The 25,101-nt window shown below is 41.6% G+C and carries 20 protein-coding genes; all 20 read right to left on the bottom strand.

The window, feature by feature from the left end; genetic code table 11:
- Positions 1-65: 65 nt before the first annotated feature.
- On the bottom strand, positions 66-1,181 hold the full coding sequence (locus WH50_RS07225) for a glycosyltransferase family 2 protein (RefSeq protein WP_110186705.1): 1,116 nt from the start codon (positions 1,179-1,181) through the stop codon (positions 66-68).
- On the bottom strand, positions 1,178-2,101 hold the full coding sequence (locus WH50_RS07220) for a sulfotransferase domain-containing protein (RefSeq protein ID WP_165838341.1): 924 nt from the start codon (positions 2,099-2,101) through the stop codon (positions 1,178-1,180). Before WH50_RS07220 ends, WH50_RS07225 begins: the two co-directional genes overlap by 4 nt.
- A gap of 25 nt (positions 2,102-2,126) precedes the next feature.
- Positions 2,127-4,067, bottom strand: a complete 1,941-nt coding sequence (locus WH50_RS07215; RefSeq protein ID WP_110186703.1) for a rhamnan synthesis F family protein — start codon at positions 4,065-4,067, stop codon at positions 2,127-2,129.
- Between the two features lie 24 nt (positions 4,068-4,091).
- Positions 4,092-5,138, bottom strand: coding sequence for an HAD family hydrolase (locus tag WH50_RS07210; RefSeq protein WP_110186702.1), 1,047 nt, complete (start codon positions 5,136-5,138; stop codon positions 4,092-4,094).
- 239 nt (positions 5,139-5,377) lie between these two features.
- Positions 5,378-6,049 (bottom strand): class I SAM-dependent methyltransferase, encoded by a 672-nt coding sequence (locus WH50_RS07205; protein ID WP_110186701.1) that lies wholly within the window; start codon positions 6,047-6,049, stop codon positions 5,378-5,380.
- Positions 6,050-6,151: 102 nt separating this feature from the next.
- Entirely contained in the window at positions 6,152-7,750 is a 1,599-nt protein-coding gene (locus WH50_RS07200; protein WP_133251268.1) for a hypothetical protein, read from the bottom strand.
- A gap of 46 nt (positions 7,751-7,796) precedes the next feature.
- A complete protein-coding gene (locus WH50_RS07195; RefSeq protein WP_110186699.1) occupies positions 7,797-9,071 on the bottom strand; it encodes a hypothetical protein in 1,275 nt (424 codons plus the stop codon).
- Positions 9,072-9,083: 12 nt separating this feature from the next.
- Positions 9,084-12,428, bottom strand: coding sequence for a rhamnan synthesis F family protein (locus tag WH50_RS07190; RefSeq protein ID WP_110186698.1), 3,345 nt, complete (start codon positions 12,426-12,428; stop codon positions 9,084-9,086).
- Positions 12,429-12,448: 20 nt separating this feature from the next.
- Entirely contained in the window at positions 12,449-13,336 is an 888-nt protein-coding gene (locus WH50_RS07185; protein WP_110186697.1) for an NAD-dependent epimerase/dehydratase family protein, read from the bottom strand.
- Between the two features lie 71 nt (positions 13,337-13,407).
- Positions 13,408-14,487, bottom strand: a complete 1,080-nt coding sequence (rfbB, locus tag WH50_RS07180; RefSeq protein WP_110186696.1) for a dTDP-glucose 4,6-dehydratase — start codon at positions 14,485-14,487, stop codon at positions 13,408-13,410.
- 43 nt (positions 14,488-14,530) lie between these two features.
- A complete protein-coding gene (rfbD, locus tag WH50_RS07175; protein WP_110186695.1) occupies positions 14,531-15,418 on the bottom strand; it encodes a dTDP-4-dehydrorhamnose reductase in 888 nt (295 codons plus the stop codon).
- A gap of 13 nt (positions 15,419-15,431) precedes the next feature.
- Positions 15,432-15,983: a dTDP-4-dehydrorhamnose 3,5-epimerase gene (gene rfbC, locus WH50_RS07170; protein ID WP_110186694.1), complete on the bottom strand. Its 552-nt coding sequence runs from the start codon at positions 15,981-15,983 to the stop codon at positions 15,432-15,434.
- Positions 15,984-16,038: 55 nt separating this feature from the next.
- Positions 16,039-16,959 carry a glucose-1-phosphate thymidylyltransferase RfbA gene (rfbA, locus tag WH50_RS07165; protein ID WP_243410023.1) on the bottom strand — a complete coding sequence of 307 codons (921 nt, stop codon included), beginning with the start codon at positions 16,957-16,959 and terminating at the stop codon, positions 16,039-16,041.
- A gap of 67 nt (positions 16,960-17,026) precedes the next feature.
- On the bottom strand, positions 17,027-18,607 hold the full coding sequence (locus tag WH50_RS07160; RefSeq protein ID WP_165838340.1) for a KpsE/RkpR family capsule polysaccharide export protein: 1,581 nt from the start codon (positions 18,605-18,607) through the stop codon (positions 17,027-17,029).
- Positions 18,608-18,665: 58 nt separating this feature from the next.
- Complete coding sequence (locus tag WH50_RS07155; protein WP_110186692.1) at positions 18,666-19,316, bottom strand: ABC transporter ATP-binding protein; 651 nt, start codon at positions 19,314-19,316, stop codon at positions 18,666-18,668.
- The gene (locus WH50_RS07150) at positions 19,313-20,101 is read right to left on the bottom strand and encodes an ABC transporter permease (protein ID WP_110186691.1); all 789 of its coding nucleotides are present in this window, start codon (positions 20,099-20,101) and stop codon (positions 19,313-19,315) included. The genes WH50_RS07155 and WH50_RS07150 overlap by 4 nt, the downstream gene beginning before the upstream one ends.
- Before the next feature lie 3 nt (positions 20,102-20,104).
- Positions 20,105-21,181, bottom strand: coding sequence for a glycosyltransferase family 4 protein (locus WH50_RS07145; RefSeq protein ID WP_110186690.1), 1,077 nt, complete (start codon positions 21,179-21,181; stop codon positions 20,105-20,107).
- Positions 21,165-22,316, bottom strand: a complete 1,152-nt coding sequence (locus tag WH50_RS07140) for a glycosyltransferase (RefSeq protein WP_110186689.1) — start codon at positions 22,314-22,316, stop codon at positions 21,165-21,167. Before WH50_RS07140 ends, WH50_RS07145 begins: the two co-directional genes overlap by 17 nt.
- Positions 22,313-23,380, bottom strand: a complete 1,068-nt coding sequence (locus WH50_RS07135) for a glycosyltransferase family 2 protein (protein ID WP_110186688.1) — start codon at positions 23,378-23,380, stop codon at positions 22,313-22,315. The genes WH50_RS07140 and WH50_RS07135 overlap by 4 nt, the downstream gene beginning before the upstream one ends.
- 63 nt (positions 23,381-23,443) lie before the next feature.
- Positions 23,444-25,093: a polysaccharide biosynthesis/export family protein gene (locus tag WH50_RS07130; RefSeq protein WP_110186687.1), complete on the bottom strand. Its 1,650-nt coding sequence runs from the start codon at positions 25,091-25,093 to the stop codon at positions 23,444-23,446.
- Positions 25,094-25,101: the final 8 nt, after the last annotated feature.

The raw sequence follows: 25,101 nt of genomic DNA, 5'->3' as shown, positions 1-25,101 counted from the left end.
AGCAGAGAGCAGAGAGCAGAGCCGCAAAATCTATGCGGCCACATCCCCTTTTCAATATGAAGAGTTTAGCTAAAAAGCTTATTCTTGATCTTGTTCTTTATTTCACTCGCGAAACTTCTTTCTTCACTCTTTTCGTCAATTTGATTTGGCGTTAGTTGAATGGAAGCCTCAAACGCGGTGATTTTGTCTTTCACGCGTATATCGTTAATGCCTTTTAATACTGCATAGGTTTGGTTTCGACTAACAGCTAAGCTTTTTGGTATCTCGTCAATAGATTTCTGCGCTCGGCTTGTGACCATTTCTTGAGCAGACGTTATGAGATGATCTAAAGACAAAAGCTTAATGAATCGCTCTCGCTCTAGACTGTATTTTTCAAATGCTTCTGCAGGTAGCATAACGTTAATAGAATCGTGTCTATCTCGTTCAAATCCTCCTTGCCGATTAAGCTTCAGTAGTGAGTTGTTTTCAGGATTACCTCGGTATAGTGATGAAAGATACTCCAGCTCAGATCTAAACATTCTGTGTATTATGTAGGCATCTTTTACTGATACCTTTGATCTTTGAAGTATTTGCGGGTTGTTAGACTCAGGTATGAACTCATTACCATTTGCAAGAAGTGTTGTAGTCGGCTTGGCGTAAACTGGAACATGGCATCTGAAAAATTTAATTTCAGTATTGCTGGGAAGCAAAGTCTTGACGAGTCCATTTTGAAAACATTTAAACTCACTTTGTAGTGAGGTGAAGTTATCATTACTTCCAAATTCACATAACCATTCGTATGCAACTGGTAAGTTCTTTCCAAGATGCTGTAGATGAGATGTTATTGGTGTCTCGAAGTCTTTTGGTGTCCAATATTCGTCAATATCCAAAAATAAAATGTAATCATAGTGATTTTTGTTATTATGAAAACTCTGAGCATAACTTATCTGTTGGATTTTAGTGCTTACAGCATCACTTACTTGATCAACCCAATCATTATAATAAAAATTAACAGATGGAAATCTACTTCTTATGCTTCTTAAAATCTCTTCCGAGTTATCAGTAGTTCTGTTGATATGTATATCGATTGCTGAGAAACCAAAATAAAGATGATGGAAGATCCAATCTGCTAGATAAGGCGCTTCGTCTTTAGCAACGGCGACCAGCTTGATGTTGGGAAGAAGCTTGGCTTGAAGGCTCATTTAATGTAATCCTCAATTCTAAAGCCAGGCGGAATCATTCCGACAGGCTTATACTTTTTCCCTGAAAAAAGCGTTGGCTCATTCATATATTCCTTGGCCAGACGATTGTTGCTGCCGACAAAAAAGTCATCGAACGCTTTCTGCTCCGCAGGTGTAAATAGAAAATATCTGTCGTGTTCAGTTGGAATATTTGGAATGATAGATAAAATATTATCCCGCATTTTAGCATACTCAACAGGATTAGCTGCTTGCCTGCAGCGATGCTGTATGACTGCAAGTGCTCTAGTTGGCAGTGAAGGGTTGATAATACTGCTGCTTGATTCATTTTGTATAGAATCGATTTTGAATATATTAAAAAAATCGTCTACGACGTGATCGCTGTAACGAATAGCTATTATATTCTCTTTTCCTACATGTTGTGCCCATCTATCTGCACCTTGAGCATAGTTGAGCCAAGCGGCATTGCTGAATGCAAGTGTAAATAACGTTGAACCATATCTTACGTTAGGATCTTTTATTAACTGATTAAAAAGTGAAATAAGTAGTTCTGACTGTTGTCTGACAGTTAATATTATCTTCGCTTGCTTAAAGTTCTTTGTATAAAATCTCAAGAATTTTTCATTGTTAAAATATACTGGTGATAGCTCTGAAGAGATTATTGCATTTTTGGAGTCAGAGCTCTCTAGCTCTTCCTCTAATAAAGAAATTGCTTGGTCAATATCATACTCTGGCTGGTAGCCATGTATTTTCTTAAATGCAAAGGCAAAATGGTGATGAGAGTGATCATTCCACTTAATACTTTGTGGATAAAGAATGCCTTTTTCTAGAAGTAAGTCTTTATTGTTCTGCAAGGCAGACTGAATTGCAGATGTGCCAGTTTTAGACCAGCCTACATGTAGATAAAGTGTATCAAATTTCACGATTATAACTCAATTAATAAACTATTTATCCGCCAATCAACGGATAGCGGCCATTATCACTAATCATGCTGCCCCACTTGAGAATGTGAAGCTCATTCAATTTCTCTGCGGAGCTAATTACATCAGGGAAACCGCAAGCCAGCCATTTGTCGTTGGGGTGAAGAATATGGAATGTACTAAAACCAAGGTCGCCGGGTATCTGTGCATCTGCACGAACGTTGTCGCCGATATGAATTAGCGAGGAGATTTTTTTCTCCGTTACTTGCTCCTTCATATACCGCCACATAGTTCCATTATCTTTACGCTTCTGCTCTTCGCTCGAAACCAGCAATTGATAACGGCCATGAATGCCGACTTTGCGTAGCATTTTCTCAATTTGGTGGGGCGTATAGTAGGTGTCAGAAATAATAAATAGGTTTTTCTCACTTTGTGACAGCTGATTAAACAGCTCAACCATCTCATTTTTGGGTTGAATCATAGCCAGATCGTGGGAGAACTCCTGCCACATCCATTCATCTGCTTTCGATTCAGGTACGTTTAGTGAGCTGGCGATACGCCGATAAATGGCTTCAATACTGATATCACCCTGAAAACTGGACTCTTTACGAAGTTCGAATTCTGTTTCGTTGCGCAGCCTGACAAAAGTTTGTGCGTCATTGACGACACCTTGTTCTGCCAGTGACTTTCCTAGGAGTAACTTTGCGTAATCTGGTTCAGAAAATTCACGCCGCACCAAGGTGTCGAAAACGTCAAAGGAAACCGCATGATATGCATGGATCGCGCTGCTGACGGATTCCAGTGACTGGTTGTAGTTCATGTAGATATAGCTGGAATCCTGAGTGAACTGCCCGGTAGGTGGATAGTAGAAGAACTGTTCAAAGCCATTGTGCTCGGTAAGAACGCCCAGCAGCCGTTCGATAGCATGTAACATGGAGCCGTCATTAGGCAGGGGCTCAGCAGGGAAGTCTTCATAGCTGAAGCGCTTGCTTAACAACTGTTGCAAAGCCTTGGGCCTTGCCCAAAACATACCGCCTACAGGATACGGCAGGAAATCACTCTGCATCTGTACTTGCCATTCATCTAGAAATGGCTGGGCAAATCCCTTATTACACGTCCAGTGATTGACCCAGCTCGGCATCATCCAGAACGAAGTAGGGTAGTACAGACCAAGTTCAGGATGGTCGCTGAACATATTGAGCAGGCGGGTGGTGACTGAGGGGTCTTTCAGAATGAACTCGTTCTGATAGTCAGACCACTGGGTCTGCTCTTTGCCAGAGTACAAAGACTTCTTGGAGTGTAAGTGACAGAACAGATCATACTCCTGCAACTTACTACCGTACTCCACCAGCAGCGGGCCGAAGTTACGCCCTCTGTTGGGCACAACAGCCGTATCAATCTGTTTGACATTTTTGAGCTTGCCAAAGCGCGCTTTGGCAAGCTCGATATACTCCGGTTTGGAGAGTGTCAGCAGTAGGTCGAACTCAACAGGAAATTGCACCAGCGTATGATAAAAGCGCTCTATGAAGTCTTCATAAAAGATGTGCAGATGTACAGCAACCTTCTGCTCTTTAGCACTCTCTGTAAGGGCTGTAGATGCTTTCAGTTCGCTGGAAGGGCTCCACTTATTGGTAGCAGGTGTAGCCATCCGGCCTTCTCGTTGGCCATGTTCAAGGTAGTGGGCGAGAGGGCATAAACCAAGATGGTAAACATCTGTATGGAGCTTGTGATAAGTCTCGCTGTCAAAACTAGGAGAAGGGTTGACGTTGGCAAAGCTGGACTTCCTGAAGTAGTCGCTAAATAACTGCTCCAGATCATCGGTTTCAAGCTTGTATGTATCTTTGTACCAGGCCGGATCGAATAAACCTCCTCGCAGTGCACTTGCAAGGATACCTGCACGGTATGAACGTTGAGGGTCACGGCTGCCCTTAATGATCCGTTTAAGCTGCTTCTTGAAGGGGATTTTCATGAGATTGATTGCAACCTGGAGGACTTAGAGGCAGAAAAACTGCATTGGGTTAATAAAGTCGTTACCAGAAATGCTGTCATCAGCAAGAAAAAGGTGCCAGCTATTCTTAGGTAACATATTTCGTTGGGTCACAAAGGGTTTAAAAAGCTGCTCCACCTCTTCGGCAGTGTAGACTATGCCATGGTTATAACAGTGCGCAACATGTGACAGGGCACCTTGCATGACGAGCTCCAGATCGGAGAAATAGCGCTGCGCATTGGTTTCTCTGCCGTAATAGAAGGTAAAGGGCATTTCTTCTGTGCCACCCAGCTGGTCGATGTCAACAAACTGCCCATTAGGAGAAGTGAGTAAGCATTCGACAAACATCGAGCGATCCAGCATAAGATAACCATCACCTAGCTTCACGCCTTCTTTCAAGCAACCTTGCATCGTGACCTCTTTTCCTGCCACCAGGCTCGTGCCTGGCTTAGTCGCGATAACGTAAAACCCCTCAGTATGCTGTGCGGTGAGTAAAGTGAGGAGTTTTTGAATAGTACCTGAGTACCCAAGATCAAGCAGTAAAGGGGTGTACAGCGAGTCCATAAAGCCAACGTGTTGCAGATAAGCAAGATAAGCTTCACGACTCGGACCAGTCTGCTCACGGAGCAGTTCAAGATTGTCTTCCAGAAACGCTTCCATTGCCTGCAGGTCTGAGCTGCTGGATAGATCAAATCTATCTTCCAGTAGAGTCTCATCGAAAATCAGAGAAAGTGTTTGTTGAGTGAAACCAAACCGATCTTGCAGAAACGACCCAACTGTTCCTTCGTATTGTCCAGCAAGTGACCACTGCCAGGAGTCAGGCAAATGGATGCATATCCTGAAAAGAAATGTGCGTGATGCTAGAAGATAGGTACTATCTATATTGACTGCTTTAAGCGCCTGCTGAAGGTAATATCCTTCGCGGGCCAACGCAAATAGCTTAAATGGATAATCAGACGTTTTTCTGGCAATTGCAGTAACATAAGAAACTAAAATCGGGCCCACAAAAGACTTACCGAGACTATGGAGCGCAATGGTGTTTTTCTTTACCATCTTTGAACCTCAAAGCCTGAGAAAATAATAATTAATAATGGATTATTGCATTAGGTGTCTTCGATAAAATGCAGCCTCAAAAAGAAAATAATAATTTCTACTTGCGAATATCGAAGTAAAGGAGATGTCTCAATGGTGTAGATTGATATAGAAAAGATACGGATATAATACTGACGTTGGCCGTATGCAATAGTCATTCGATGAGTTGCGTCGCCAACACTCACCATTATATGTCAGAGCTAGTTTCTTAGGCGAAAACTAGCCATTTTCTGATTTCTGGGATGTTGCCAATCGCCATACATAGTGAAATTAAGGCCAGCAGATTCTGCAACGCTGGCTATCTCATCAACAGAATAGTGAAATGGATCAGAGTTGTACTTCGTCACGATACCGCCTGGCTCTTGCCTGATATCTTCTGTGTGTGAGGATGCTGGCGCTAGGAAAAAGGTAGCATAATAGATGCCATCAGGCTTTAGATTTTTCCTGACTTCAGATAGACATTTATGAATTAGTTCCAAAGGAAGATGGGTAAACAGGGATATCGATATCATAAAGTCAAACTTCTGGCCAAATCTTTCTATGAGAAATGAGTCATCTACAAGTAGATTTGGGCTTTTGTGGGTCAGTCCTGCTTCTTGTATCTCTATCTTGCCTGCATTTATAAGAGAGTTATTTATATCGAGGCCATAGTAATGTTGTTCTTCAAGATAGTTTATAAAGTGCAAACCACCTCGCAAGCATCCACAGCCAAGATCAAGTAGCTTATGCTCGGGTTGCAGACCTGATTTGAGCATAAAATCAAACTGCAATTTTCCGATTTCTTCCCACATCCCGCCAACGAATGCTCTATGGGCCCTATTATTTATGTCGTCTTCTGTCAACTCTCTATAATAAGAGTTGATTCCCTTCATATTGTGCACTGGTCCACTCCTGAAAATTAAAGAAGACTATATAAGTAGGTGAATGAAAATAGAAATTTTAAACATTAAATTTAGATTTTTTGATTAGAAGGTTCATATTTCCTGCTCCTGTAAGATCTTATCAATTTCAATAAGTGAGAAGTATCTTCTAAGTTGTTTTAAGCTATAGGTTAGGAAGCACATTTCTGAACCTGAGTCTGAAATACTCGACATTACTTTGGCAATCTGACTAGAAATATTAATGGTGCTGAGCTGCTCTCGAGCTATATTCTTAAATGTCTGTTCAGCCCGTTTTGTATCTATAAGCGCCTCTAGCCTTGCTAGCGTACTGGAAACGCTATTCTCCTTTGAAAAACTCGTAAAGCCGTTCAAAAATGAAATTGCACTTTCTGGTCCCTCAGACTTTAGGACAGAGTCTGCGGCATGGCATACCAATGCAGCTGAAGGGAATTCAATATCAAATGCATCTTTATAAGTTAACGCAGCACGTTGATGCTGACCAAGGCGTCTAAGCAGATTGGCTAACCGAATTTTGAAAGCGGGATTTTGAGGGTTTTTAAGTATTGCAATCCCATAATATCTCTCTGCCTCTAGTAATTTTCCTTGCTCTTCATAGATGTCACCAACGTAAACATATGCATAAGGGAAAGAACCTAAAGATATTGCCTTCAAAAAAAATCTTTCAGCATCAAAAAAATTTCCCTTAGACTTTGCTGTAATGCCTAAATCAATGATTGCTTGCCATGGCATCATTTCTTCTTCTGGTTTACTTTCCACGCTTTTAGGATGCGCAAGGTTTACTGCCTCAAAGGCAGTCGGCACCATCATTGGTGAGCATATTTTTTTTTGACTAAGCTTCTTTATTGTAAGAGCTTCTTCATCTGTCAGTGTGGAGGACCAGATAATATTCTCGTTTTCAGATTTTAGATTGGTGGATGATAAAATTTCATTCCATAAATTTTCTAAGCATTCAATCATATATGATGATGCGTTTTCTTGAATGATCTTCTCAGCTTTCTCTGTAAGTAGGTCTCTTTTAATAGGTGATTCTAGAGAAATATCCAACGCCAAGTTAAACTTATCATTCAGAATCTTAGGCAAGTGACAAGCATTGGATGTCATATAATTCTGTGTAATAAGTATACAGCGATCCTTGTTAAGACTATAAAAATCAAGAATTTTTTTATTATAGTTAAGCCACATTCTATGTGCTAAACATGGCTTTTCCCAAAACAGAGAATGGTCCAGAACATGTTGTCCATGAAGCAGTCTGTTACTTGCGCGACGATAAAGTGAGTCAATGCATGCAGCCCAATGTCTAACTATAAATATATAATTAACTTCATGATCACAGGCTTTATCCCAGCTCTCTAGCAGTAGTGATATCCTAGGGTCTTTTACACCCCAAAACTTAGAGTTGCTGTCTCGTCGTGCTATATATGAACGTAGCTGGAGTTTTGAGTTTTCATCGGGTTCAATGTTGACTTGGCCAATATCCATCCAAGACGTGCTACATGTGCTGAGTATTGCATCATTGACCTTAACTGCCTCCCAGTCCTCAAAGTGTCCCTTCAGATTTGAGAAGTTACCTTCCATCAAATTTAGACCCATATCTATTCCTAGATCTTGAAGCCAATTTGCAGTTACGGAAGTTGCACTCCTATGAAAACCGGTACAAATGAATCGTTTCACTATTCCTATACCTTTTTTCTCTTGGTTGAGGACTGTATAACTGCAATCAACATGGATTAACCAGTGTACTGTATATTTCTTTTAGCCTAGGTCCATTGGGACGCAATTTTAGTGCGCATTGAATGACTATAAGTGCTGCCTCTCTTTCGCCCACAGCCAATAGTCTTTCTGTTAGCACCCTCAATATGTCTACATCGACTGCAGATTCAATTGACTTAATTTCCTTAGCAATCTCGGATGTATGTCCTCCTCCAAATAAAACCGTTTCTAATGGCAGATGAGCTTCCGGTGTAGATATGTTTTTCTTGAATGTATCTAAAATATCGCAGAGCTTTTCTAGATCACAGTTTTGCGTAGCTCTCTCCAATATGAGAATATCAATTAGTTTTTTTCTGGCATTGAAGGCTATATCTATTAGCTCATCTTCACTGTCAACTCCATCATTAGATTTATCATCTTTTTCCAATATATCTAGGGACAGCCTATCTGATATCCAGTCAATATCTCCTTTAATTTGCTCCATGACTCTTTTAACAATATTATGTCCAAAAGAAAATTTCCTTCCTTCTATCCTACTCAGTTCAGTAATGAAGACATCGTTATCTCTAGGAGAGTTTTTATAGTTGCCATACCCCGAACCATACTTTCTTTGAAGATACAGCAATGCGGTGGCTTCCATAGATAGCGACTCATTTCTAGAAATGTCTTCTCTAATAATCCTAGGTATGCCAATTTGGTGGCAGAAGTCCGAAACTATATCTCCATCTTTTAAACTTTCACGGGAATATAAAACCAAACGAACATTGCTCTCTCCGAATACTCTATCAAACTTTTCAAATTTGCTTCTATATGAGGGAACGAGTATGTCAGGGTTGAAATAGTTTAAGCCATCTTTTACGAGTTGTTGAAATGCGCTCTGAATAAATGATACGGGAGGTCGAACATATCCAATAATTTTTACTTCACGGAAATGTGTCTTTAAATACTCTCTTAATGTAACCAGATCTTCCTCTGGAATATTGGATATGTCTTCGCCTGAGATAATTGCTTTATCTTTAGTGCAAGACCTTATTTCACTTTCTAGTCTTGCATTAAAGTTATCCCTCAGTATATCTATTTCATCGTGTGTTCGTGCAAGTTTTGTATGTCCATGATACTTGTAAGCATTACTAGAAAATACTGTTACAAAAAAGCCAGAATGGTTCGGGCTCCACAAATTTAGGTATTGACAGTTATCTATATTGGCATCGTGAAGTGTATTCTGGATAGTTGTTGAGCCGGTTTTGTGCATTCCAATATGAACTATACATTGCTTTCTCATTCTTCGGCCTTATTACCAGTAGTTATTTTCTGTGTAGACTGTTAAATAACTATACCCTGATGATTCACATAGGTGTGGTATCAGGCGTTCAATGGCATGCATAAAGGAGCCATCATAGGGTAGTGGTTCCTGCTGGAGATACGTAGAAAAGTTGCTTTCAAATAGAGGTAATAATATTTGTGGCCGTGCCCAGAACATAGTTCCAAGAGGAAAAATAAAGGCATGCTCCATAGATGGAAGTCCTATATCTGAGCATATCTTATCGGCAAACACCTTATTTGTACCAAAGTCAGATATATGATAGTCATCTGCGAATATCAAACCAATTTGATTATCGTTAAATAGTGAAAGCACCTGTTGAGCTGTAGCCTCTGTCCCTATGAGATTGTTCATCAGATATTTACGCCAGCGATCGCCTAGTCCACCTCCTACTTCCAGTGACTTCTTACTATGAAAGTGGCCAATGAAGGCATAGTTTCCACTAGTAATTTCTTCTTTTAGGTCAATTATTAAAGGTGCTATATCTCTTCCGATATTTTTCACCGAAATAACTTTAGTGTCTCTGGCTCCGCATAACTTAAATTTCTCTTTGACTGCATCGATATCCTCTCCATCAAGAACGGTAATGAAAAGATCGAAATTGCCGGGAAGATTCGAGAAATAGTCAGAAAATTCACTAGCTAAATCAGTATAGAAAAGGTGCAAGTGAACTGCATACATCTGAGCTGACTTCAGCTTGCTAGTGCCTTTGGTATCGTCTTTTAAAAGGACAGATTTGTGCGTGCTGGAAATTTGTTTCTTCAATGCGTTATAGAGAGGCACTGTGAAATAGTTTCCATTTTCTTCGTTACTTATCCATTCTAAGTCAGAGAATCCAGGCTTGGGGTTTCTAATATGAATTCCCTTTAAACAGCGTTCAACATAGTATTTTTGTGCAGTTTCTTTATTATTGTGATCATTGTAATCAGAGTCAAACTCATGCGTTTCGGATAGGAATTGGTCTATAGATTGACTCTTGTCTCTGAATGCTCGTGCTTCATCTATGCATCGTTCAATAAATTGTACATATTTAGAGAAATCTAACTTCTCTGCTACTAGTCTTTTGTTGATGCCTCTTTGGGAGTTTTTTTGTTTGATGTAGCTTACTATCTTGTTGGATAGATCTTCAGTATCCAGATAGCCAGCAATGCTGCTATTAGATCTGTTTCTGTTTAAAAACTCTGCACACCCAGTACTCTTGTCGAAACAAGCTACATGCACATCTGCTTGAAGAGCATCGATAACAACATTAGGGAATGGGTCCAGTCGTGACGTTAGGCAGAATACATCAGTAATAGATAGAATCGGGTCAAGGCTACTTTGATGCTCGAGAAACACAATATCATCTTGCATTGAAGCATTTTCAATGTGCGGTTCTATCCATACAGAATAAGCTAAGTCAGTTTCAGGCTTGTAGCCTGAGCCTACCCATACAAATTTGCACTTTCCCTTGTACTTCTTTTTGATCTTGATTGCAGTATCAACAAAGAGGTCTACGCCCTTTCGTATTTGAGCAAATCCTGCTCCCACAATCAGCTTGGTGTCACGTTCAAGCTTTAGCTTTGACCTTAACTGTTCCGCAGTTAATGATTTACCGTGACCTGCCGGTATATAAGGGAGTTTACCTTGGGGGTATACACTAATGTTATTAGGTGTGATAGATATATTGCATGTCTTTTTCAGCTCACGTTTTAGTGAGTCAAGAATGATATTAGCAGGGACAACTACTTTATCTGCCATCATCACTGTGTTGGTAATTTTCCCAACAGGGCGAGTGTAGTCTGCAAACTCATGTATTAGTGAGATACTGGGGATACATAGCTTATTTGCAGCTTGCAAAATATCTATAGTCTCTACAGAGTTGCAAATGATGCTCTTTATTTTATATTTCTGCTCAAGCCATTGTAGGATTTTAACTGATATTAGAAATACTCTGTGTTTAAGATCGGTAATGACCATACATGACCTTTCAGAAAAATCTTCATGAAGGTCTGACTCACGTAAAATGTAATGTATGATATTATACTTTTTTGACAGCTCGTTGCCGATATTTAGGCCAACTAGAGGGGCACCGGTCGCAGAGGATTCATGCGATACCACCACAATACTTTCTTTGTTACTATTAAATGCTTGTTTTCCTTCTTTACCATGCTTTTCAATTTCAAACAGTCCAACCCTTCCTTCACTTTTTCCATGTAGAAGATAATGTGATAGTGGGTTGACCTTACTTTTCTTGATGTCTGGATATAGCTCAAGATAAAGTTCGGTATCAAAACAATTGGGAACTATTAAATCGTTCCGTTTTTTCCAGTTTTTGATGTAGTGGTGTAATGGTGACTGCTTATAATCTGCTATATTGTTGCTTTCAAAATATTTACCCCAGTCAATATTAACTGTTGATAGGGTATCAAATTCAAACTGTTCAGCGTTATTTAGTCTTTGCTCTTCTTCCTCATAGCAGCCTAGTCGTCCCTCAGATTTCCCATGCGCTATGAAATGTACAAGCGGGTTTTGCTCGCTACTAGCAATATCATTATACTTTTTCAAGTAGTAGACACTATCAAAGAAGTTCTTAATTTCGATCTTTGATTTCTTCCAGTGTTTAATATAATGCTCTATTGGGTCTACATTTTCTGTGTCGTGAATATAGGTCTGAATGTAGGTATCCCATGCTAGGTTAGCTGACTGAAGTATTCCGTAAGCATGTAATTCCTCTACAGATAAGTGTGAATTGTGCTTACTTTTGATTGTAGAAATATCACTATCGACTGGTATGGTGGATGTGTCTTCTCTATTGACATTAAAAGAAGGTGCTTTTTCTATGTTTAATTGTTGCAGCACATTCTCTGTAGGTTGGTGAGGAATATCTTTAACCATCTCAATTTTATGGTGTGGTGCTTCAGAACTTGATTTTTTCTCATTATCAGCCGAAATGGCTGGTACTATCTCACTACTTTCAATTCCGGTGGTCATGCCTGTCTCGGGCAATTGCTCAGATTGCTGAACAGAGTCATCACTATGTGAGAAGCCGAGACGTCCTTCCGGCCTTCCATAGAGCAAGAAGTGTACGAGAGGATTAATACCTATCTCTTTTACATCAGTATTGTTAAGTAAATAGTAGGCAGTATCCAAGACGGCAGGAATTGTTGGCTGCAGCTTTTTCCAGTTAAGTATGAAATGTACAACAGGGTCTGTATTGGACGATAAATCATATAAAGTGCGATATTCATCCCACTCGATATTGAAATTAGAAATTAACTTGTATTCCTCATCCTGTTGAGCTGTTAACCTGAGTTTCTTTTTTATCAGGAATTCCATATTTATGCGTCCCACCTTGCTTAAGCTAATTTTTCATCAAGATATTCAAATAGACTTTTCATACTTTTGGGTAAGTATTTATAAGCTTTCTCAATGCAAATATGATTTTTTATGACGTCTTGACTGTTGGGAGAAATGTGGTGTAGGTCGATCTCTATACCTTTTTTCAGGACGTATTGCACTATTTCATTAAGACTATGTGATACACCAGATGCTATATTGTATATTCCTGAGGTATCTGACATAGATAGCTCTACAATAGCTGAAGCCATGTCATCAACATGAATAAAATCTCGATAGTATTCAGGATGAGAATAAATGTAAAAGCTTTTGCTGTTGAGGATGCTATTTACCAACACATCTATGAATCCGTGCTCTGAGTATCTTTTATTTCCAAACGGATTGCTAACTCTGGCGCATATAAATCTAATGCCTTGTCTGTTGCAGGCCTCTTTAAAATACAATTCTTCTACTAGCTTAGTTCTGCCATACCATGAGACTGGCTGATTAGTGTCAGTCTCTTTGCTTGGATGTCCTAAGTTTTCACCATACACAGTACCCGCAGAGGAAATGTGTACAAAGGCTTTTGCTGTAGATTGAGATATTGAATTTTCTATGTCGTGCAGTGTATGCCATGCTCTTTGCATTGATCCTTCAAAATCATCAATGAAAGATTTTGGCTTTAGTGATCCTATTGCATTAATGACAACTGGATATTGGGAAAATATTTCAGCCAAACCTTGAGTATCTTTAATATCTAGTTTAATGCAATTGTCTCTATTCGGCTCGGATCTTGTCACACCTACCCAGTCAATCCCTCTTTTCTCTAAAGAGTCCGCTATTGAGGATCCAATAAAGCCGTTAGCACCAATCACACATACTTTGTTGCAATTTATCTCTATTGTCATCTCAAATTCCTTGAGCTAGTAATTTACTTTACTAGCCCATAGTACGTCCTTGGTTTGAACAGATGTTTTATTTACTTGACTAAAGGAGACCACCAGGAGTTATTTTCAAGGTACCAATCTAAAGTTTTCTTAATTCCACTCTCAAAGGACTCGCAAGGCTTATAGTTTAAGTCTCTATTGGTCTTTGTTGCGTCGATAGCATAGCGCCGGTCATGACCTGCCCTATCTTCAACATAGGTGATCAGTTCTTCGGCATTGCCGTTAATTGCAGCGATAGCTTCTGGATACTTGGCAGTAAGTAATTCATTCTCTTTGAAAGTACTGTTTATTAGCCTGCATACTAGTTTAACTATGTCGATATTATGCCATTCGTTATGTCCACCGATGTTGTAACTATCACCAATGACGCCTTTTCGGATAACTAGATCAATACCTTGAGCATGGTCCTCTACGTATAACCAGTCTCGTACCTGTTTTCCATCTCCATATACCGGTAATGGCTTATTCCGCAATATATTGGTAATGATGAGTGGTATCAGTTTCTCTGGAAAATGGTATGGACCATAGTTGTTAGAACAGTTGCTTGTTGTTACCTCTAAACCATAGGTATGGTGGTATGCGCGCACAAGATGATCGGAGGCAGCTTTACTGGCAGAATATGGAGAGTTCGGTGCATAAGGTGTATTTTCATGGAATGCGGGATCATTAGGGCCAAGTGTTCCATATACTTCGTCAGTAGAAACATGATGGAAGCGGTGGGGAAGTGCAGCTTCACCTTTAGCTTTGGGTTCTTCCAGCCATACTTTACGTGCTGCTTTAAGTAAGCTGTACGTACCTAATATATTTGTTTCAATAAAAGCATCTGGTCCGGTAATCGAACGGTCAACATGGCTTTCGGCTGCGAAATGAACAATAGTATTTAGCTGTTTATCTCGTAATAGCTGTTCTACTAATTGTGTATCACAAATGTCACCGTGTACAAACTCGAAGCTTTCATGGTCGCTTACTGGATCTAAATTAGACAGGTTTCCTGCGTAGGTTAACGCATCTAGCACAACAACCTTGTCGTCTGGGTATTTCTTAATCCAATAATGGACAAAGTTGGCTCCAATGAACCCTGCGCCACCGGTGACTAGAAGTCTTTTTTTCATGTTAGCCTTCAAATTAATCAGAGAGGAAAAATATATACTAAATTTAATCTTTTAGTTCATCTAGCATTGAACTTAACTGGGTGCGCCAGTGTATGCCACTTTCAATGCCCAAGATGGATAGTAGATCTGTTTTATCAAGTACACTGAATGATGGGCGCTTTGCTGGTGTTGGAAATGAAGAGGAGGGAATAGCGTTTATGGGTACGGCTTTTGATAGTATTCCCTTACTGATTGCCAATTCTTGTATGGCAACAGCAAAATCATACCAGGATGCAATTCCTGAGTCAGTCCAGTTTAACTGCAAAGGGCTGTGTTCGGGTATTTCAGGATTAATGTCAATCAGCTGCCAAATGGTTGTTGCTAGTCCTTTTGCCCATGTAGGACTACCTACCTGGTCGTAAACCACGCCAAGCTTTGGTTTCTCCTGCATTAACCTAAGCATTGTTTTAACGAAGTTATTGCCATGTGCAGAGTATACCCATGCCGTACGGATGATGATGGAATTCTTTGCATTGTATAAGCAGACTGCTTTTTCACCTGCTAGTTTAGATGCACCGTACACTCCAAGAGGATTTGTTTTGTCGCTGTATGTGTATGGTGTACTTTTTCTACCATCGAAAACAAAATCAGTAGATATATGAAAAAGCCTGGAGTGATGTTTGGCACTCGCCTCAGAAATGAATGCTACCCCTTGTTCATTTATGGCATAGGCTGCTGTCATCTCAGACTCAGCTTTGTCTACGGCTGTATAGGCCGCAGTATTAATCACAATATCAGGTTTATATGCTTTAAATACTTCCCCTATTGCTTTTTTGTTTCTAATGTCTAGATCGTTAGAACCAAGAGCAATTAGTTCAATATTATCCGGCTTCGTTTTAACTACTTCCCGCGCAAGTTGGCCATTCTTTCCTAGAACCAGTACTTTTTCCATTGGCTTCTCCTGGCTATTCAAAAATATCTGCTTCTTTTAGAGACGGTGCTTTAGCATCTTTAGCTGACAGTTGCGGAGAGCCAATATCCGTTATTAATGGCCAGGTAATAGCTAGTGATGGATCATCCCATCGTAACGAACGATCATGCTCTGGTGAATAGTAGTCTGTGCATTTGTAAACAAACTCTGCCGATTGGCTAGTCACATAAAAACCGTGAGCAAAACCTTCTGGAACCCATAATTGACGTTTGTTTTCAGCGGAAAGTAATACTCCTACCCATTGGCCAAATGTGTTTGAGCTACGGCGTAGGTCAACGGCGACGTCAAATACTTCTCCATTTGTAACACGAACCAGCTTTCCCTGTGGATTCTTAATCTGGTAGTGCAGGCCTCTAAGAATGCCCTGACGGGATTTAGAGTGGTTATCTTGTACAAAAGGGCGTGTGCTGCAGTTTTCTTCGAAGAGGTTTTGGCGAAATGTCTCCATAAAGAAGCCACGTTCATCACCATACACTGTTGGCTCAATTATTTTTACGTCAGGTATTGCTGTATCAATAAACTTCATCTGGCATCTCGTCGAAAGATTGATGATTAGGAGCGGCAGGCCGCTCCTAACTAAGTTAGAACACTTTTTCAGAGAGTATTTTCATTAGGTATTGCCCATAGCCGTTTTTCAACAATGGTTTGGCTTGGGCTTCCAGTTCCGCAGCGTTGATGTAGCCTAGTCGATAAGCAATCTCTTCTGGGCAGCAAACTTTTAACCCCTGTCGGCGCTCTATTGCGGCAATGAAGTCAGAGGCTTCTAACAGTGAGTCGTGAGTGCCTGTGTCTAACCAAGCTGATCCGCGGCCCATCACCTCTACCCGAAGCTTACCTGCTGCAAGATACGCATTGTTTACGTCAGTTATTTCTAACTCACCACGAGGGGAGGGTTTTACCGCTTTGGCAATCTCAATGACGCTGTTGTCATAGAAATACAGACCTGTTACAGCATAGTTAGATTTAGGCTGTGCAGGCTTTTCTTCAATGGATATAGCTTGTCCATTCTGATCAAATTCAACGACTCCATATCGTTCAGGATCATTAACATGGTAGCCAAATACGGTCGCTCCTTCTGCCTGATCACTAGCACGCCTCAGTGAGTTAACAAGGTCGTGCCCGTAATAGATGTTGTCACCCAATACTAGGCAGCAGGGGGCATTGCCTATGAACTCTTCTCCAAGAATGAATGCCTGAGCAAGGCCATCAGGAGAAGGCTGCACCACATAGCTGATGCTGATACCCCATTGGTTGCCATTTCCCAATAATGACTCAAAACGTGGCAGTTCTTCAGGGGTTGATATGAGAAGAATGTCTCTGATACCAGCTAGCATTAAGATTGAGAGCGGGTAGTAAATCATAGGTTTATCATAAATAGGCATTAGCTGTTTACTAATGACCTTAGTAAGAGGGTACAATCTGGTGCCTGATCCTCCTGCCAAAATTATTCCTTTCCTATTTTGGGCTGTGCTACTAATCATCTCTGCTGTTAGTTCGATCATTCTATAACTCCTTTATTTGGTTTCTTTTACATGAGTCCTGAACAGAATTGTTGTGCATGCTGACTATTTACATATCCTTATGTTCGCGAATGGTAGCCAATATGATGACACCAATCCCGTACAGAAGAATGATCAAAATGCTGGCTGTAAGTAAGTTATACATTCTGTTAGGGAGTTCAGCACTTTCCGGAAGGCTGGGACTGTCTATCACTACAAGGTTCTTTAGTTTGCGATAGGCATCAATACGGGCTTTCTCAAGAGAGATCAAAGCACTCTTATAGGCATCTAAAGCGAAATCTGCGCTAATTTTTAGATCTTGGTACTGAGCATTCATATCACTTAATGTATTTTTCTTCTCAGAGCTTGCCAGCTTTGCCCGCTCCAATGCCAGTTGTTTATTAAGTGCGGTGATTTTGCTTTTGCTTCTGATTACGTCAGGCGCGCTGCTACTCATGTATGACAGTTGCGCTTTAAGATCTGCTTCAGCTTGGACCAGTTGTGCCTCAAGTTGGTTTACATTTCCCTGCATAGCGGCACCATCTTGCTCTGGGCTAAATAATCCGAACTTTTGCTGGAAATCTATTACGTCTTTCTGACTACCTCTGAGTAAGTCTTGTGAGCGTTTCAGTTCTCCTTCAACAAAACTTACCTGTTCTCTTGCTAAATTTTGACTTATCTGGTTAATGAACCATTCGCTACGTTTAATTATTGCCTGTACGACTTTCTGAGAGTATTCCGGGGTGAAAGCCTGCACCTGAACGTTTAGAACACCTGATACAGTATCAATATCTGCCGAGACATGATTTTTGTAGTATCGATACATATCTTCCTGGTTGAAGAATGTCCATGCTTTACTTAAAGGATCAGCACCGCTGTTTTCATAGTGGTTTCTAAGATGAAGTTCGCTCTCGAGATACTTCATCATATCTCTGGACAACACGTATTCCTGAACTAAAAGAAGGTCGCTGTTCCCTGACTTTCCTAATGCGCTTCCAAGCAAGGATAACTCACCTGTAGCTGTACTAAGCTCGTCCGATTGCTTAACAATCACGCTGGCATAGCTTACATATCTATCTGACTCTACAGCGAGCAGGTAGGTAGCTATCAAAAATATTGGTAGTACAACTATCAATAAAAAAGGGCGTTTCCACCAAATCTTTTTACCCTGCTTTGCAGGGGCAGCGTGATTGCTTGGAAATATAATAGGAGGCTCTGTATTCGGAGGTTGCGCTTTATTGGCAGGTTGCTGTACCGGAGGCTTGTTCGCCTGTTGTTGCTGAGCTGGGCTCGCAGGCTGCTGTGCCGGAGGCTTGTTCACCTGTTGTTGCTGAGCTGGGCTCGCAGGCTGCTGTACCGGAGGCTTGTTCACCTGTTGTTGCTGAGCTGGACTGGCTGGTTGCTGTACCGGAGGCTTGTTCATCTGTTGTTGCTGAGCTGGACTGGCAGGTTGCTGTACAGGAGGCTTGTTCACCTGTTGTTGCTGAGCTGGACTGGCAGGTTGCTGTACCGGAGGCTTGTTCGCCTGTTGTTGCTGCGCTGGACTCGCAGGTTGCTGTACAGGAGGTTTGTTCGACTGTTGTGGCTCTGTTGTGCCACCTGCAGATTGTTGCCCTGCCTCCGTTGTACTTTGATTTGAAATTTGGCTCATAAATATTAGTCGTTGAATTAGCCTGTTAATGGTGAAGTCGTATTTATAAAGATACTCTTTAGAGTGCATTGTAAATGGTGATGGCTCTATCAATACTCTCGTAAAATGTCATCTTGCCATCATCCAAAACAATGCCACAGTCACAGAATTCTTTAAGCAACCCTGGAGCATGAGAAACCATTATGACGTTCGCTGTTTCTCGTTTTTGATTCAATGCTGCTCTCGCTTTTTTTTGAAATCGAGGATCTCCTACAGAGGTAATCTCGTCTAGCAGATAAGTGTCAAAATCAAATGCCATGGATATAGCAAACGCTAGGCGACTTCTCATGCCAGAAGAATACGTTCTTACAGGAAGGTCATAGTTATAACCTAACTCTGAAAACTCCTGTGTAAAACTTTCAATTTCTTTTATGTTCTGTGCGCCATGAATTCTGGCCACAAAGCGAGTACCCTCACGACCTGTCATCATTGGGTGCAGTCCTGTAGATAAAGCAAGTGGCCAAGAAATTAGCTGATCAGTCTTTATTTCTCCCTTGTCGGGAAAGTCGATTCCACCTAGAAGTCTAAGTAGGGTAGACTTGCCTGCACCATTTCTTCCCAATATGCCTATATTTCTACGGCCAGGAATTGTGGCTGTAATATCACGGATAACATATTTTCTTCCAAGGCTTGTGGGGTAGTACTTTGTGACATTTATTAATTCAATCACGATGCCACTATCCTCTTCCATTCTAGTCGATACAAGGCAAGGCCAAGAAATAGGAAGAAAACTGCCCAAAAGGCTAGGTACTCAATGCTACCTCCAGCACTTGAGAAAGAGTCATAGCAAGCAGCTCGGGCCATTTCTGTACCATGTACGATTGGGTTCCAATCTATGTAGTGACGGTATTGTTGTGGTATCTCATCTAAGGAAAAAAATACGCCGGATATAAAGAAAAGAGGGCGCATTGCGATATCAATGAATTTTTCGGATTCAGGGAATCTGCTCTGTAATATACAGAAGCATATGCCAAGTCCTAAACCAAAAGTAACTAGGAAGAATATGCTTGCTATAAGTAGTAAAGGATTGTCGACCTGTACGTCTACACCAACCCAGAGGAAGACTAAAAATAGTAGTGCCAGTACAAATAGCAATATGAGACACTCTAAAAGCGTTCTGGCCAAAATGGCATCTATTGGTTTCACTTGCCTGTATCCAAATAAACCTTGGCTTGCCCGAATTGCTCCTGTAACTTGACTCTGTACCTTTAGGAAAAAGTTAAAAGGAATGTAGCCAAGCATAAAAAAGACGGGGAAAGGTATGCCTTGAACGCTATGCGATCCCGTAATGCTTCTAAATACTGTCATCATGAAAATGAAAGCTACAGGGTCTATAATTGCCCAGCCTATGCCTAATCTGAATGCACCAAACCTACCTTTAAGTTCACGGATAAATATGGCAAAAATAACATCTCTAACGATGAGTGCGGGATGTCGCTTTTTAAGTTGAGTCATACGTCAGTAATTTTGGGATAAGTTGGCTGGAACATGTAAAGAGAGCAGTAGTGTAGAAAGCTCATCGCATACATCTTTCCAGTTCGAGGCTTTTTCTTTCATGCGTGTCCGCATCTGTTCTCTAAGTTGATCATTGTCTGCTAAAGCAATTAAGCGCTTTGCTAACTGATCATTCACAGCATTAAACCAAATAGCGTCGTGATCATCTTGCGTGTATTGTGGTATTTCTCCACTTGGTCGGACTACAGGAATTGTCCCTTGCTGCATCGCCTCCATTACCACCATGGCCATGCCCTCGTTAGGAGATGGCTGCAGCAGATAGTCGTAGCTAGCGAGAATCGTGCTTATTTCTGAAGGGTTGCGCGAGCCAAAAAAGTGTATTTGCTCTTCCACGCCATATTGTTTTGCCATTAGCTGGAGCTTCCGTAAAGCACCTTCGTCTGGTCCATAACAGTCCAAATGCCAGGTTTGTCTCAGGCGTTTCAGTGCGACAATTAGTTGTATTCCTTGCTCAAGACCTTTTTGTGTCGCTAATCTACCTATATACACTAAACGTTTCTGTTTACGGACACCGGTTAGCAGCGGCTGTTGGATAATATGATGAAGGTGTTCAATACGTATATTGCTAAACTGTCTGATAAACTCAGCTGTTGCTTGTGAATCAGTAAAGCAATAGTTCGCATTCTTCAGGCTAAAAATTGTTGCTGCCTTATCTAGGATGTGTGAGAACCGTGTATTGTGGAAACAGGTAACTGTCTTATAGTTTTCCTGACGGCTCATCCATATAAGGGGTTGTGCGCGCCACAGTGATGCCATGAGCCAGTCAGGGGCTATTTCTTTTATTCTATGTATTGCCTTGAAATATGTACTAGGTCTATGTTTTTTCCCATTAAGAATATGCAGGCGAGTAAGAACATGTGCAGGTAGTTTTTCTATTAAATCTATATCAGCTTGCTCAATAACTAAAAGATGATATTCCACACCGTGTAAGGGACTTTGCAAGAGGTGCATTGCCACACGTTCCACACCACCTACTTTCAGCTCTGGTATGGCATGAATAACTTTAATGGTTCGATTCATAGTCCACCAGATTGAGAAATTCCTTGATGATTCGTTCGGGTTTATAGTGATCTAGCATGCAGTTACACTCATCGCATGTTGGAGGATGTAATGAGTACTGGTTTATCGACTCGGCAAGTACGCTGAGCTTTCTGATTGGTACTAGTTTTGCCAGTTTGCAATTTGCCACTGCTTCTCTAGCCCCGCTGCATGCAGTAGCAAGTACAGGCGTATGCAAAAGTAATGCTTCAATTAATACGGTTGGTAAACCTTCATAGTCTGATGAAAGAATGAGCAAACGTGCATGCTTCATCAGCTGGTAAGGATTTTCTACATGACCCAGAAAAATTACCCGATGATTAATTCGTAATCTTCTTGCTAGTCTCTGCAGTAGTTTTAGCTGGATACCATCACCGGCTATAACCAGTGGTAATTCGCAACTACTCATCGAGTAAGCTTTGAGTAGCCGATCAAAACGTTTTTGGGGAGCTAGCCGACCAACGGCTAGCAGATATTGTTTTTCTATAAGCTTTGCGGGTAGTGGACGGTCCAGTTTTGCAAGAGATGTAATTGCAGCACTATTAATCACATTTGGTAGAACACTGAGCTGATGTTTTTCTACATGCAGATACTTACTTAAGTCATTCCTTACCGCTTTTGACACTGCAATCGTTGACCGATCAACGAGTGCTCTGCTCATCACGTGTCGGTTGATCCAGCTTGGTAGCCACCAGGTGGCTTTCAAGTGCTTACTTTTTTTATTGTGAATAACTGGAAAGCACTTTGCTTCTTTAACTTTAGAAAAAAGTATTTTTGAATAATGACAATGTAGCAATATGTGCGTGTAGCCTTCTTTTTTAATAAGGCGGTCGAGCTGAGCACTTTTCTTTTCTGCTTTCAATGAGTAGTAGGCAAGGCTGCCTACCGTATATTTTGCTAGCTTTCTGACATATTTCACTATCGGGTTCTGACGCTTCATTAGTCCCGAACTGCCTAGTGAGTGAAGCTGTATGTCTATACGTAATGGGTATTCGGTCTTTTCCAGTACGATAATATCTGATGTTATGCCGCGGTCACTTAGCGTCTCGCATAGATTTATTACGGCTTTGGTAACTCCATTACCGTCAAGTCTATTTACCACGTGAGCAATTTTCATTTTTCTTTCTTACCGCTATTACATCTAGCGATGACTCTGTACGGCATACTGCGAATCAGCTGCAGAACATCCGTCAAGATTGAGCGCCATCCTGCTCCATGGCTGTAGTAGAGGCCGTGTCGTGACCATTTGAAAACTTCTTTTAGGCCCTCGCAGGGGGAAGTTCTTTGCTCTATAACGGCCAAGCGAAATGTCTGAAAGCGCAATACCGTATCTAACTTTTCACGAAAGTCGACTGGAAAACGCTGGTCTTCAATTAGCTGAGAGAATATTTCCAGACGCTGGTAGAAATCTTTCGGAAATTTATCTCGTGGCTTCCACAATGCTCGCCAGGCTTTCTGTAAGGGTGAGATGTAGTGAGCTCCTAGAGTGTTCTTATCATGTTGCCGATACTGAATCAGTTGCCGGTTTATACACACCAAGCCATTCTGCAATGCCGCATTCAATGCCAACCAGGCGTCATGCGGGTAGCTCTTGGGGAATGGCATACTGGCTAGTGCAAAATCTCTTCTGAATGCAACAGTGGCACCTGTTACAACGTTATGCCTCGATAACACCTCTAGGGAACGGCCATTACATAATTGGTGTTGACGTAACTCGTTAAAATTGACACAGCTCCATAAGTCGGGACTTAGCGCTGTTGATCTATCAGATATCCTGGCGGCATTACTAAAACTTAAAAGAGTGTTTGGTGCTGCCATATAGTTAAGTTGGACTGCTGCTTTCTCGGGAACCCAGACATCATCCTGGTCACTAAGAAAGATATACGTATTGCGGCATAGCTTTATTGCTTGTTCAAAGTTAGCTATATACCCCATATTTCTATCATTTCTGAATAGTCTTATGTTTAGAAACGGATTATTTTGCGCAAATTCTTCAATCAGTTTTAGCGTGTTGTCGGTTGAGCCATCATCACAAATGACTATTTCATCAGGCTTTAAGTCTTGATCAGCAATGCTCTGTAGCTGCTGCTCAATGAAACGTGCACCATTGTAGGTACAAAGTGCCACAGAATATGAGATTAACTCTGTATCTGGGAAATTTCTCTCTGGCGTTTGAGTCATGCAGTTTGCCGTAGATTAGTTAACCCAGAGGCGATATATAAAGCTCCTCTGGGTTAGCTTCAGTTAGAAATTAAGTGCGATTTTCGCTGCTACGGCAATTTGATAAATGATTTGGGTGATATCTTTCACTGCTTGCATATTTTTTGCGTCTACCTTTGGCAGTACCAGCAGTTGATCACCGGGACGAAGGGTTGATTTCTGGTTGAAATCTACCAGGCCATTAGCATGCACAATAGCGATCCGCTCAATGTCTGCACGTTCAGTGTAGCCTCCAGCCCAGGCAATATAATCTTCAAGTTTGGCTTTGGGGTTGAATACTACGGCCTGAGGCATCAGCACTTCTCCACCGACCTGAACCAAGTCGCTCTTCTGAGGAATTATTACCTTATCACCCTGTTCCAGGAGGATATTGGCAACGCTGCCGTTCTGTGAAACAACAACCGTGCCTTTAGGAATGATTTGCTGTGCACGTTTTACAAAGTCACTTACTAGTCCCGCTTCTTCTGTGCGGATTCGAGCCTCACCTTCAGAGGAGGCTGGTGCGGTATAAACGCTGCGCTCCAGGCGCTGCAGCGCTTGATCGATCATCTCTTTTTGTTTGGCAGCTACACTGGCTCGTTCGATGTAAATGGATTGGACATCGGCAAGTGCCGGATCTATCGCCACGTGATCAAGCAAATCCTGAAGGTGGGTGTCTTTCTTGACCGTGTAAGTTGATGGGCCTAAATAGCTACCCTGGATCAGTATATCGATGACCTGTGGTTTCAGGTCTGCATTGAAAGTGACGGTGTCGCCATCTTCAAGGTCAAAACTATTAAAGCGTGGGTAAGCAAGGTAAACCGAGAAAGGGACAGAGCTTCGAGACCCTTCAACGCCAACATGACTGATCTTGGCCAGAGGTCGGGCGTATTTGGTTAGTTCGCTACCGAGTGCCGTAGCGGTCGAGAACTCAAAACGGAATGGATTTCGTACTCCACCCTCGACTGTTACTGTTGAACCCTGAGGTTTGACCAGAATAACGTCCTGATCTTTAAAGCTGAAGTTGGGAAGGAAGCCCTGGCGCAAGAACTCATATAGGTCCACATCCAGCACAGGGTTGTTGTTCCGAAGAATGACGATGTGACGATAGCTACCACGCTCAGAATCTATGCCGCCAGCTCGGATAAGGAAGTAAAGCAGGCTGTCGGAGGCCATGCCCGCATACTGACCCGGGCGTAGTACAGGTCCGGTGACAAATACGCTAACAGGGGTTGCCGTGAGGAGGTTGACGTAAACATTGACGTTGTTAGGGTATACCGCCTCAATTTTGGAGGTTACTAATGCATTCAGCTTGCTTGCAGGTGTATTGCCTACTGTAATGGGGCCGACTTCTGGAATAAATACATTGCCTTGTGAGTCAACGGTTACCGTTTCACTCAGTGTAATGGCTCCCCATGCCTGCACGGCGATCTTGTCACCGGGGGCGATGAGGTAGCTCTCATTGAGGCCATCGTTGCGTTCTGCGTCAGACCCTCCCAGAAACAAGTTCGCGCCAAAAGGCGGAGGGAGGCCTTTCTCTGCTGATGGGAGTACTGACGATGTGGCGGTTGCGCTTGCTACTGGCTGAGACAGGTTGGGTACAGTGGTGTCTGCAGCAAAGCTGATGTGCATTGTTATCGAGAACAACAGCCCTACTGAAAGCAGAGCGCAACGTAGAGATAAAAAGCGGCTCATTGGGGATT

The organism is Pokkaliibacter plantistimulans (assembly GCF_003194385.1).
GTDB classification, from domain to species: Bacteria; Pseudomonadota; Gammaproteobacteria; order Pseudomonadales; family Balneatricaceae; genus Pokkaliibacter; species Pokkaliibacter plantistimulans.
Note: the sequence above shows the minus strand (reverse complement) of the source record. Positions and strands in the feature narration are given on the sequence as shown.